Annotated in this window: 6 protein-coding genes; all 6 read right to left on the bottom strand. The window is 55.4% G+C overall.

Translation table 11 applies throughout. The features are described 5' to 3' along the window. Window positions 1–292 precede the first annotated feature (292 nt). The 6 genes from zorD to AC3WLP_RS14210 all read right to left on the bottom strand — a co-directional run bounded on the left by zorD (window position 293) and on the right by AC3WLP_RS14210 (window position 12,605). Window positions 293–3,541: a type I Zorya anti-phage system protein ZorD gene (zorD, locus tag AC3WLP_RS14235; protein WP_012053766.1), complete on the bottom strand. Its 3,249-nt coding sequence runs from the start codon at window positions 3,539–3,541 to the stop codon at window positions 293–295. Continuing rightward, a complete protein-coding gene (zorC, locus tag AC3WLP_RS14230; protein WP_012053767.1) occupies window positions 3,541–5,166 on the bottom strand; it encodes a type I Zorya anti-phage system protein ZorC in 1,626 nt (541 codons plus the stop codon). Before zorC ends, zorD begins: the two co-directional genes overlap by 1 nt. Beyond that, window positions 5,163–5,906, bottom strand: a complete 744-nt coding sequence (gene zorB1, locus AC3WLP_RS14225) for a type I Zorya anti-phage system protein ZorB1 (RefSeq protein ID WP_012053768.1) — start codon at window positions 5,904–5,906, stop codon at window positions 5,163–5,165. Before zorB1 ends, zorC begins: the two co-directional genes overlap by 4 nt. A 13-nt stretch (window positions 5,907–5,919) precedes the next feature. Beyond that, window positions 5,920–8,112 (bottom strand): type I Zorya anti-phage system protein ZorA1, encoded by a 2,193-nt coding sequence (zorA1, locus tag AC3WLP_RS14220; RefSeq protein WP_012053769.1) that lies wholly within the window; start codon window positions 8,110–8,112, stop codon window positions 5,920–5,922. Window positions 8,113–8,709: 597 nt separating this feature from the next. After that, window positions 8,710–10,020 carry an McrC family protein gene (locus tag AC3WLP_RS14215; protein ID WP_012053770.1) on the bottom strand — a complete coding sequence of 437 codons (1,311 nt, stop codon included), beginning with the start codon at window positions 10,018–10,020 and terminating at the stop codon, window positions 8,710–8,712. After that, window positions 10,017–12,605: a DUF8426 domain-containing protein gene (locus tag AC3WLP_RS14210; RefSeq protein WP_012053771.1), complete on the bottom strand. Its 2,589-nt coding sequence runs from the start codon at window positions 12,603–12,605 to the stop codon at window positions 10,017–10,019. The genes AC3WLP_RS14215 and AC3WLP_RS14210 overlap by 4 nt, the downstream gene beginning before the upstream one ends. Between the last annotated feature and the right edge of the window lie 784 nt (window positions 12,606–13,389).

Here is a 13,389-nt window from a genome sequence, read left to right as displayed (position 1 = left end):
TGCGACCTGCGATGCAAACTTCAGCGCACCGTAGGCCATTGAGCTGCCGGCGCCAAGACTGGACAAGCTCACAGGTAAACAATCCAGGCAGGCCTCGCTGGCGATACTTCGTTAGAAACCCCTCAGGAGGCTGAAAGCTCTGCAATTGCCAATGCAGTAATGAACAACCTGCACGCATAATTGACACATAGCTAAGTAACCCCGCATAGGGAGGCAGGCATTAACAGTGTGTCGAGGCTGGCCGTCACCTTTCTAATTCGATTGTGATTTTGATTAATTAAAGGCTCAGCCTTCACCGCGCCCCCAGCAATCCCTCAAAATCCGAAGCCTGAAGCTCCGAAGCCCCACTCAACATATCCCGCGCCAACGCCCGTCGCTTACTCAAAAGTTCATCCAGCGTCGCCTCAAACGTCGGCATCGCTGCATCTCGAACCGTCGGATAGTACACATACACATCCTTCTGCTGCCCAATCCGATAGGCTCGATCCGTCGCTTGATCTTCCTTGGCCGGGTTCCAGCAGCGCGTAAAGTGAATGACGTGATTGGCGGCCTGCACGTTCACCCCGAATCCGACGGCGATAGTGGACAGGATGATGACGGCGAAACCTGGCAGCTCCTGGAATTGATCGATCAGCCGCTGCCGGCTATTGGCGCTCTGACTGCTTGTACTGGTATCGCCATTGATGACCGTTGCCCGAAAGCCGAAATGCTGCTGAATCGCATGCTGCAGTTCCCGCTGAATATCGCGCAACTCGGTAAAGACGATGACCTTGTCGCCGTTGCCGGCCCTTTTGATCGACTCGAGAGTCTGAATCAGCCACTGAAGCTTCGGCGAGTTGTCGCGCAACCGGGTGTCTGGCTGAACGCTGTAAGGGTGAGCACAAATCAGCTTGAGCCTGTGCAGCAACCCCAGCATGCCGGAGGTCTTCTGATCGAGCTGCTCTTCGATCTGCTGCTTCTGGCTGTATGCGGATACTTCGGACAGATACAGGTTACGCTGCAGGGCATGCATGCCAAGTGAACGGCATGCTGCGTCCTCGATCTTGGCCGGCAGGTCCTTGGCGATGTCCTGCTTGGTCCGCCGCAAAGTCTGCGGCTCGATAAGCCCACGCAGGCGTTCCAGCGCCTCCGTATCACGCTCCAGTGTGGCTTCGATAGGGCGCTGATAGTCGCGACCGAACTGGTTCAAGCCGCCCAGGAATCCTGGCTGAATAAAGTCGAACAGGCACCATAGATCGATCAAAGTATTTTCGACTGGTGTACCAGTACACGCCACTCGGAACCGTGCGGGAATGGCTTTGATCGCCTGAGTCACCAGTGCCGCCGGGTTCTTCAGCTTCTGAGCTTCGTCACATACGACGATGGACCATTGCTGACGCGCCAGGGAAAACTCCTGATCGCGCAACGTCTCGTAAGTCGTCAGGACGATTCGGGCATCGCCCATCCAACCTGGGCGCAGCAGGTTCCTGATGCCTTTGGCTTTCAAGTCCGCAGGGATTTCATCCTTCTTGAACTTCACTGCACTCAGGGCTGAGCCATACAGTTTCAATACAGGCAGCGCGTCAGCAAAGAAGAAACGGTGAAGCTCTCGCTCCCAGTTATCGAGCAACGAAACCGGAGCGACGATCAGTGTTGGCTGATCGTTTGGGTACTGTTCCAAGTACCAGACCAGGAAGGTGAGCAACTGGATCGTTTTCCCAAGCCCCATGTCATCAGCGAGCAAGCAACCCGATACGTCCGTGGGGGACAAGCGGAACAAATGCTGCAACCACGCCACGCCTTGCAGCTGATGGTCACGCAGAACGACCTCAGGCTTGAGCAAACCAGGCAACTCTGGCGTTGCATCCAAAGCGGCGCGTAACGCTGCTTGACGTACCTGTACGTAAGTCGGCTCGTCAATATTGTGGCCGATTTGCAGTACGGCGCGGCCAACTTTCTCCCGTTGCTCAACCTGGCCGGTCTCGACAGGTGCAATCTTCTTCGACCAGGCATCCAACAGTTGTTCTGCTGCGGCAATCGAGAGTGGTGTTTCGGACTCTGGCAAACAGACCGTGTCATCACCGGCACCGCGTGCTTCATCCAGCCGCTGCCCAAACGCTTCAAATTGAGCACGATCGGAAGGATCCCACCGACCCAGGATTTCTGCGTCGATGCCCAGCGCTGCCACATCTTTCGGCAACCAGTTCTCGGTCGCCTCTTTGACCAGGAAAGGCGAAGTAATTCTTTCCGCCTCACCAATGCCTGTCACACGGTCGCCGTAGAGAGAAAGGTCCAGGACCGATTCAAACTCGATTCCGGCCGCTTCGTTTTGCCAACGCTTGAGCAGGTCATTGATGCCTGCCAACTGGCGCAAATCAAAATCGCTGAGTTCCAGCTCATAGCCCTGCCAGAAGCCTGCAGGCATGCCGGCGGCCAACTTCAGGTGCAATTCATGCACCAGCGGCGCGAACTCATGAGCCGCTTTGAACTCAATTTCGATAGGCGCTTGCGGGGTTGGAGAAATCGGTTCGAGCGTCAGTGTTACCTGCTCGATACGCTGGCCCGCTTCATCCGGTTTGGGTTCCAGATGGAAGCGATGAAAGAAAATACCGGCCTCGGCGAGCTCGTCTTCATAGGATTCGGCATCCAGCACATGTGCGGCACTTTCGCCGAGTGTGCTGTAAGGGTTACGGACAAATGAAAGGGCATCGTCACCAGCAACCCGACGCCCAGGCAACGAACGCACGTAGTCCAGTACCGACTTGACTTCAGGCTCAATCAGAACATGAGTCAGCGAGCCATCGTCACCCGTTACCCGGTATCGATCCTGAACCTGCTTGGCACCGTCAAAGCTCTCAAGCCAGTTGGCCGGCTGGCCATCAAAGCTCGGTTGCAACTCGATAACTGGTGTGTCGCCAAGCGTCGACTTTCGTGGGTTGAGCCGCAGTTTCTCGGGTTTGATAACGACGGTCTTGTCCAAGAAGCCATCCATACCAGCGCCAGCCTTGCGCGCTAGCTTTCTGATGCTGGCCCAGCCGATCTGGTTGGTTACTTCACCGGGCTCATTTTGTTGTGCCAGATAAAGCTGTCGTACCGCACCAGTCAGTTTCCAGGACGCCTCAGGCAGCAGTTCTGTGGCTCCCTGATATTGAACGATGGCCCCCGTTCGCTGCACCTGCACATTGGCATTGGACTGCGGATCACGCCAGCCACTGATGGAGACTTTGAAATCGTCTGAGGCAAGGCTGCCCTGGCTGCTCAATTGAGGGATAAGGACTGTCAGCGGCGGCAACCCCAATAGCGGCAGGCTTGTTACGTGCTCGGGCTCATCCAGCAGCCGGTAGAGCTCATCCCACGTCAGCAGCCAGCGATCGCTCAGCTGGGAGACGAACTCTTCTTCTTCCAGCTGATCAAGATAACTGGCCAGCGACCAGGACTCGGTATTCTCCGCCAAGCTCAGGGGATAACAGATACCCTGCTCCTCAATGGAAAAAGCCGGCTTAGTCTTTTCTGCTGCCGAATTCGGCTGCAGGCCAATGCCTTTGAGGAAACGCTTGAGCATCACTCTCTCCAGAACCGTAGTGGCTTATTGTTCTCGGGCTTAAAGCCCAATCGCCGGAGGGCGATGGTTGCAGCCTGATCGTTTTCTTCGAGTTGAATATGGATTGCACCGCCCTGCGCACGTCGATCATGGAGCGTGTGTTTTACTGACCTCATGGACTCACGAAGCTGATAGTCAAACGAAAGCAGTCTTGACGTGACAGGCTCTACCTCATGGCTTTGAATACGAATGCCCAGTCTCTCTAGGGTGTCATCGAACTTGATCAGCCATCCCTCAACGCGATCTGAGCGGCTCGGCGCCGGGAAGTGACGCATCCACTCCACCACACGATGGCGCTGCTTAATTTCGGTAGCGAGTCCAAGCTGGGACTTCTCTGGATCAAACGGAGCTTTGTCTGCCTGATACACATAGCAGGCGCCCATTCCCGAGAACTCCACGAAAAAGTAGTTCCCGATCTGCATGACGACAGCATTGTTATGACCAGCTGCGCCTATCAGGCGGCCAAGACGCCCTTTGTTCTTCTCACGGAAATGAGCAAAGTCTCGACCTTCGTTACTCCATGCATCCGAGCCCATGATGATTCTGGTGTAGCTCATCTGGTTGGCAAACCGCAGCCAGTAGAAAAGGCGTGACTGGTCGACGTCATCATCGCCCTTCAGCAGGTTGAAGAAGTGTTCCAGATCCTCCTTCGCAAACCACGCCACAACCATCGCACAGACATCTTTATCGACATACTGCAGCCAGCTGTTTTGTCTGGAGCGGATCTGCGGACTACCCCAATTGTCGAGCGCGAGCTGTTTGAGCAGTGACGATGGCTTCTCCCGATAAGCTGCCAAGTGGTAACGCGACAGGCATGCACTCAGAATCTGATTCATGTACCCCTGGTGCTGCCGGCCGATGTCGACCAGGTCGGCCAAACGCTGAGAGAACTCAGCGTCATCCAACAAGAAAATACGAGAAACCAGTACGCTAAAAATCCTGTTCCACAGCCAACTTTTGTCGGGGATCTGTGCAATCGTCTGCAATGCCGAAAGGTCGCTGATCTCGCCCTTGAACATTTGGTCACCCAGCGTGGCACCTGCTTGCTCGGAAAAAAGCTCCTGATGTTGCTGAACGATCTGCACCCATTCCTTCACGCGCTTCTGCTGGTCGCGGACACATTCGAAACCGAGCTGAACATCTTCGCGCAATAGGCACCAATTGGCGTTCTGCTCGGGCGTAGCGGCATCGTAGCCAAAGTAGCTGAAGCACAGCGCCAACCAGTCCCGGCGGCTCAGTTCTCGCTTCTCGATACGCTTATGAACTTCTTTATGCACCCGGGCGTAAAGCTGGTCATCGTCCAATATCGGTCCGACGCGTTCACTCTTGTCCGAAAGGCCGGCAAACACCAGGCGCCATTCTGAAGCGTTAAGTGGCAGCACATTGCGAAATTTGCTTATCGCAGCACGGCGCTTTTCTTCGGGTGGCGGCAAGGCCTTTTCAGCGCGCTCGAACCGCTCGTAAAGGTCGACTCCCGCAGCAGTCAGACGAGGGAAGCGCTCCAACGGCTCTGGGGCATGCACTGTGCGATGAGCTGACAGGCTTTTGCTAATGGCGACGGAAAGCCTCGCGATCGAGCTGGTCATCGATTCATCGCCAACTGACATTTTTCCACGTCAGTGTTAGTGAACACCGGCACATCAGGCTTGAGACTGCTCTCCTTCTCCTTCAAGCCAAAGAATTGCATGCGCAACTCGACTCGCCGGCTTTCTTCCTTGGTGTCCTTTGCATTGTTGAACGACACACCACCCGCCAGAAACATCGATCTGATCTGCTGTTGATGCTCCGGCGACAATCCGACCTGGAGCGGGCTGCGACTATCGAGCAGGCTGCACATCACCCACTCCGAACGCTGCAATGACAGGTGCAAGTTATACAGGTAGGAACCGTCAGTGTCGGTCGACCCTTCGATCACAACCTGCTTGAACCATTTACGCCCCTCTTCACTGTTGGCCGCGTCCAGAATCATCGGCACGACCTCCTGAAGTGCCGATTGGCCATCGTTGCTCAGCGCGTACTGGTTATGCCCAAAGCGGCCAGCATCGCCGAAGCTGATCCGGTTGTCCTTGCAGTCCACGACGATGGTCTTGCTGGCAGTCTTCGCCTTGAGGCTCAGGTGCTCGCAAATCTGACTGATGTCCTTGCTACGCTGCTTCTCCCCCTGCTCCGCCTGGTTGATCCGCTGCGTCACGGAGCTCAAAGCCGCCACCATGACCACGAGAAACAGAATCATCATCGCGGTCATCAAATCAGCAAAGGAAATCCAGAAAGGCTTCTCTCCCTCGTCCTTGGAACGGGCAGCCGAAGGCATTTGCTTACCAAACATCGACTAGCCTCCGTTACCGCCTGATGCGTTCCATGATGTCGCTGAAGTCTTCGAGGCTTTCTTTGACCCCTTCCACACCGCCAGCGAGGCTCTTGACTGCTTTATCGAGCTCGGTGTCGAGGCTGCCCAAGGTTTGCCTCAACGCCCGGTCCATACCCTCACCGAATTCCTTGAAGCCGTTACCCAGCACACCACTGATGTTTTCGAGGTATTCATACACTTCACGGTTAAGTGCCTGCATCCGCTCGCTTTGAACCTTCAGGTCCTGGAGATACTGACTGCGACCGCTGGCTTCCCCTTGAGCACTGGCAACTACCCCTTCGATGACCGCGAGCGTTTTCGCGAGCGCTTCACGATTGTTCCGGTAGTCCGCGACTACGGTATTCAGCTCACGGGATGCCTGTGCAAGCTCAGCTCCTGCGCCCTGGACTGTACCCATCAGCCCTGCAGTCGACTCACTGGCTCGCGCAACGCTTTGTCCGGCGGTTTCAAACCGCTCAGCCGCCGCCCGCATCTTATCCGCACCCAGCTGCATACTTTGCAGATGCTGCTCAGTCTGGGCACTCAATGCATTGACGGTGTCCTGGGCAGACTTCTGTTGCTCGGAAACCGTCTGCAGCAACGCCTTGACCTGTTCGTCGAGGCCGCCCACCAGTTCGCGGGTACCTTGGTGCAGGTCTGCCTGGGCAGCGCGGGTGGATTGATCCATCTGCTGCTGGCCCTGTTCCAGTTGCTTGAAGACTGCAGAAAGCTGCTCACCCAGCACCTCGACCGAGCCTGCAATCTTGGCCATGGTTTCCTGTTGGCCTTGGCCGATGCTCTGCTTGATCGACTCGACAAAAGCCTGGAGATTCTCAGCCATTGCCTGTTGGCGAGCCTCGCTTTGAGCGAACAGCTTCTCCAGTTGCTCGGCCATTCGCGCGCCAGCCCCCTCTCCTTCGTTGCCGATACGGGCAACCGAAGCCTGAAGATTGGCGAGCATCTCGTTCATCCCGGCTTGCATGGCGCTTTGTCCTGCCTGCATATTGGCCAGTAGCTGGGCAATCATGGTCGAACTGCTTTGATTCGAGGACTCGCTAGCCGAACGCATATCCTGGATCAGCGTCGAGAAGCCCTGCTGCATCGACTGCATGGCGGCAACCGACTGGCCCATCAACTCGTGCAGGCCATTGAACTGCTGGCCGAACGTACCTTCCAGCTTGTTCATGAAGGCAACCAGAACATCCTGAAGCAGATTCTGTACCTGCCCGGACTGATCGCCACTGGCGGCCTGCACGGCACCCGCGATGGCTTCAAGCGGCGATTTGAGGCTGTTCTCGATTGCACCGCTCACCTGGTCGGCCAACAGCTGCCCAGAGTCGCGGTACGTCGTCGACAAGGTATCTGCCAATTTGAGGCTTTCACGGACCTGGGTATCAACCAGGTTCTGTAACATTTCCCGCAGATCAGTCACCAGGCTGTCCTTCAGCTGGCGGGTTTGCACCGAGCTTTCAGCACTAGAGCGCACCAGCTCAGCCAGGTATTCCTCACCGACACCGCTGTCAAAAAGCCCGTCGATCGTTTCGTTGAGTGCCTCAAGCAGCTTGTAACAGTGCCCCAAACGCAACTTTTCAGTGAGCGTGACAGCGATGGAGGCCATGATTGAAATGAAAGAGCCGAAGAATGCGAACAACACGTCTTTCAATAGTTTATCGACGCTGGCGTTAACCTGTTCGGGTGTGCTCGGGTCAAAGTGCTGGAGGCCTAGCATCAAGCCGAAGAAGGTTCCGACAATACCGATCCCGGTCAGAATGCCAGGCAGATGTTTATAGAATTCGGTTCCCAGCGGGGTATCAACCACACTTTGCGGTGAAAAGAAGTGTGCAGCTGCTGCGGTGGCTCGCGATCGGCCAATTACCTGTTCGCCTTCCTTGAGCTCGTATTGGTCGTGCAGCGTTTCGGCATATTCGCGCCACGAATGCTCCAGATTGGAGCCTTTGAACAGTCGCTCCAGCTCTGATCGCCGATCTGACGGGAGAACTGTTTTTGCGTTCTCCAAGCTTTTGATCAAACGCTTCAGCTGGGCGCTAAGACCGAAAGATTTGTAGAAATAGTGGAAAAAATAAAAGGTGCACAAAATGGCGACAAACCCAGCAACCATTAAGGGTGCGATCAACTGCTCGGAGCTTGCACCATCCCATAGGTGCCGCAGCGTCGAAAAATCCATACCATCCGCCTTCAATTAAGCATTTTTTGATGTTCAGTAAGGCCGCATTACCCACACTGATGCGCCAAAGACCAATCCAGTGGGATCAATGACAGCACCCTGCCAAGCGCGCTTTTGCGGGGGTACCACAAACTCGGAGTGAGCGGGCGCATTACGCGCACCCAGGAACCTTCCGTGGACAAATGCTGGAGGATAATGTCCTTATGCCAGCACCTTAGCCTGAGCCGTAACTGTCGTAAAGCTGAAAGCTCAACCCCTAGATTCGGCGTCCTGAAACGCAGCGATTTTCCAAATCTACCCGTTTAGCCTGAAGACCAGCCCTCGAGGCGGATTTGATCGTGGTGAAAAACCTCAGGCAAGTGCAGCGCATGATGATGACCGCCTGTGCCGCCAGTTGGATACGCCGCGTTGGCGCCAAGGCGAGGCCCACTATCTAAGCAGGAGCTCGAACAGATCAGTCGTAGCCGGCTGACGCTTCGACCAGGTTGGCAGCGATTGGGGCGGAGGTCGGCTTAAAGTCATCACTATTGTTTTTGGCAGGCTAGGAATAGGTCACACGCTATACCTGTCTCCAAATGCAACCCGGTATCAAAGTTATTAATCAGAGAATCTGCAACCTGATTCAATTTGCCCCGTTAAGCACCTCCCAAATCCCATCTCCCCACCAATCAACAGCTCATCTCCCTCAACATCAAACGGCAACACCCAAAGCCGCATTTCCGAGCTGAACTCAAACGCTGGCAAAGGCGCCGAAAACTGCGCAGTCCGCGGGTAAATCAAGGCCAACTCGCCGCTCCCGCCCAAATACCGATGACCATAGCTAAACAGCTGATAAAAATCGGCTTGGCTCAACCCATACTTATTCCGCCTATCGCCCTCGTCCAGCCGCTTCCACTTGGTATCTAGCACCCAAGCTCTCTCGCCCTGCTCCAGCAACAGGTCCGGTTCCAAACGGAACATAGCGCTGCCATCATGCACGCACAGGCTATGCCGTGCAGCTTGCGCTGTAAGCCGTGCTGCCGGCGCCAGTCGCCGGCGCAGCCAGCCTTCGACGTAACTTTCAAATAGTTTTTCCATAGGAAAGAGCAGGCTCATCCCTCGCCACTCGCCGCTTACGGCAACAGGCATCTGCTGGTTAAGTATCAGCTCACTCCAGGGCTTGATCGCTTGGTAGTGTGCCATCAGCCGGTCCCCGCTCCAGGCACGGAAATCTTGGCTTACCTGCCGGCTAACCGGCAGCTCGGCGAGCATGGCGCGCAGTTCGTTAGCCAGGCGCCAATTGGCGGGCTGTTGGGTCTTTTTAGCCACCTGCTCCAGCGCCAGCTTCAGCAAGCGGTTCTCGGCCCGATCCGGCAAAAAAATGTCATGCCGAATTTGGAAGTGATGCTGTCTTCCCGGCGGCTGGCGCATTTGTGCCACAACGTTCAGCTGACCACGTAAAAAACGTTGCTCTTCTTCGATACGCTGGTAGTCGAAGCGCACACCCCGCTTTACCAATAAATCCAGCTCAGCAAGAAACTGCCCAATCACCCACTCACTCAGCGGCGCATCGAACAAATCCAAGCTGGCCACTGACGTCTCACGCGGCTTCAGATGTAAGGCATACTGTATTAGCTTGCGCAGTAACCGCCGGCTCTTTACCAGGCAATCCTCTTGCTCGTGGTGCTTGGGCAGTATCTCTAGTCGCGTGCCACAGGGTGTTTCCAGCATGCCCACGTAGGAATCCCACTTCAGCATACGGCGCCCTTCAATATGCAGCAGCGAAGCGCCATTCCGGTTGAAGCTGGCGCTCAGCTCGCATAACCATTCGAAAGCACTTTCCGAAATTTGCGCACAATCCAAGCTGCCAGGTGCGACGGCAGCCGTGGTCAGGCGGGCATACTCACGAACGCTGATGATTGCGCTCACGCGCCCGACTCCTCAAATACCTCAGCAGGCATCACGACCTTGGTATTTGCCGCGATGACGCCGAAGTAGGCAGATATACGCTTAAAGGCTTCATGGTTAATGCGCCAGGTCGGGCCTTGCGCCGGCACGCTGATGTCACCAAAAAGCGCTGTCAAATCCTGCTCATCCGGCACTACGAAGCGGTCGACTGATAGCTTACGATGGTCATTGAAAACCCACTGAATGCGCTGCCAGTCCTCGAAGAAATACTCCTGTAGCAGCGGCAGAATCTGGCTGCGGAAGATTGCCTCCAAATGCTCCAGCGACCCATCGTCCTGAAGCGGCATGAAATAGGCGTGCCCCAGGCAGTGATCGCGGTCCAGCAGTACTTCTATGCGCTGATTCATCACGCGCAACAGTTGGCCAATGTTCAGCCCCTGCACTACTACATCGTCTAGTAGCTCAGGACGTGGTGGCATCTCCTGGAAAACAAAGCGACGGCGCAGCGCCATATCCAACCCGGCCAAGGAACGGTCGGTGGTGTTCATGGTGCCGATCAAATGCAGGTTGCTGGGCACGCTGAAGCGCTGCTTGGAGTAGGGCAAAACTACCGACAGCGCCTCTTCTTCGCCAGCACGCTTGGAGGGTTCGATCAGCGTGATCAACTCACCGAAAATGCGCGAAATATTGCCCCGGTTAATTTCATCAATGATCAGCACGCGAGCGTCAGTCACCGCGCTGCTCGCTTGCGGTTTCAAAAGCTGCTCAACCATCGGTGCAAACACATGTTGGTAGCCGTTAACCATGTGCTTTTCCATTTCGGCTTCGGGGACCTTCTCAAACACTCGCCCACGCCGGATATCTTCAACGGTAATTTGGCCAGTTCGCACATAGACCAGCAGCTGCCGCAACAAGCTCAATGGCAGCGGTAGTACGCCGCCCTTGGGCTTGTCCAACTCCACCAATTCCTGCCCAACGCTGCGCACTACATAGCCTTGGCTAAAACGCTGCCCCACGTGTAGCAAAGCACCGGGGCCCACTTCGGGAGTACCGAGTAGCGCTTTAAGCTTGTCTCGGTTCAGGGTTGGTGCTTTCAGCTCGTAAAGGGTCATCTGGCTGAATTGCCCATTGAGCAACTCAGTGTGAGGCAGTGACGGCTGGTATTGGCGCAACCATTTCACCGGGCGCATTTGCGAATAGCCAGCCTCATACTCGGCGTGCGGCTTGAACAGGTAGTCCCCTGTCACCTCACCAATCGCCCGGAACTTAAAATTGCCATCAGACACGACAATCAGGTCGCCCACTTTCATCCGCGCGACGAAAGCGGTCACGCTGGTGATGCCATAGTCCGTCGCCGGGCTTTCAGGTTTCACACCGACTGCAGCAAAGCGCTCTTGGACTTGCTGGCGGCTCGTGCACCCTGAAAAGTCGATAGCATCACCGTAGCCCAGCAACACGTAATCACCCGCCAGGCACTCCTGATAAATGCTGGCGTCTTCGCCCAGAGTGTTGCCCAACGACATTTTCCAAATGCGTCGTTGGCCAACTTCGGTCGGTGCCTCAGCCTGCTGAGTAACCTTGGCTGCCGCCGCCTCACAGAGTGATTTGAACACCCCGTCCACCACCTCATACCGCAGCTGCTGAGTTGCTTCGTCAGTGGTCGCTCGCAGCCCTTCAACGAAGTCTTCGTAACTGAAACTCTGGTGGAAGGTGACAAAACGGATGCGATCTTGTTCCACCAGCTCGTCGAAGCGCTGCTTAAGTGCCTCGCGATTGTCCAACTGCTCGTCAAGGTATGCAGGGTCGAGCACCTTCAAAGCACTGTCGATGGTGGCGTAGGTTTTACCGGTACCGGGTGGCCCAAACAGGATCTGGTTAAGCGCAGGTACTGGGGCGGCTGTCGTCACAGTGGACTCCTCTTGCTCGGAGTGATGATAATCAAGGGGCACAAAACCCGATCCGCCGAGCGTCAATTCCCTCTCCCCGAGTACTTCGTCAACGGAATCGAGCCACTCCTTGATCTCCGTCGGGGTTGGGCACGCATCTGACTCAATTTCCCAGGCCAGGCCGGCGGCTTCCATCAACTCTCGATGGTCTGCAACCTTTCGCAGCGAACAGCGAATCTTGCCCCAGTCCCAATACAAGCTGAATACGGGCTTGCCTTTCAGGGCGTTCAGTTGTCGAACACCGATACGAATGTCCGAGGGGTTGACGTTTACCGTCCAGTGATCAGCCTGCGGGTAGCTTTGGCGCATAATGCCCAACAACGTCCGCACCCATGCCTGCTCATGCGCAGTGCCTTTGTTCAGCAGCTGTCGTACCCGAGGATCGGCATAGCCTTCAAGATCCATCGGCGCTAGACCAGGACTCAGTTGAAGCTGAGTACGCCGAAACTCCAGCCACTGCTTGAGGCCGTTATAAACATTACCGCTATTGCTGCCACCGATTGCTGCGCGCGCCCCTCCTGGGCTGTAGATCTGATAAACCTGTTCGAGGTCATCGATGCTGTCAATTTCAAACACGTCTCGACCATAATCGTTCGAAACAGTGTTAACACCACTGGCATAATTATTGGCCGTGGTTGGGGCTTTGCCCGTCTCAATCATCCAGTCTTTAAAGAGTTGGCTGACGCTAGGTTTCAAAATTTCGCACTCCGAAAACAGGTTGCGACTTTAGTCGAACACGACTAGCCACACTCTAGGACCAGAATCAAGGATATTGATAATCAAAAATAAGCAGCCAACGGCGCAACTGGTGAGATGTCGGTGAACTGGGGGCAAGCAATTCACCGCCGCCTCAGTCGTCCTTCATTTCACTGAACTAAGCTCACCCCCTCGGCTCATTCGGTGTAATCCTACGAACCTCAATTCGCCACGGCTGTGCATCCTGGGGTGCAATCGCTGCTATGCAGCCGCCTTGCTGGTAATGCCGAATGGCCATACCCTAAGCAAAATGACAGGCCGCGTCCATGTTGTCTGTTCATACAGGTAAACAATTGGAGCAGGTTCAAGTGCCCTGGCCAGGCAGTTTCCAGCACCAGCGGCGATTCGCCCATTCAACTGTAAAGATTTCAGACACACATCTCCTCTTTACGGACCACGCGCGCCTCAAGACCCGTCACTGCCAGGAACGTGAGGACCATCTGCCCAACCTCACCTTGTTATCCGGCTGTTGTTTAGCTAGATGACTGGGTCAGAGGTCGGCTGATAGACGGTTATCGGCAGGCGAGGAGTAATGGCCGCAGTATTCCAACTGGTATTCCACCTTAAAACACAAACAGATATTCATTCAATTAATCAACATGTTACTGATCCAGTTCACCTTCCCCCGGCACTAAAAACCCAAAAATACAGCACTAGCCGACACCCAGCCTCTAGCCAGCCCGCCCCC

The sequence above is a fragment of the Pseudomonas sp. FW305-E2 genome (assembly GCF_058782925.1).
Note: the sequence above shows the minus strand (reverse complement) of the source record. Positions and strands in the feature narration are given on the sequence as shown.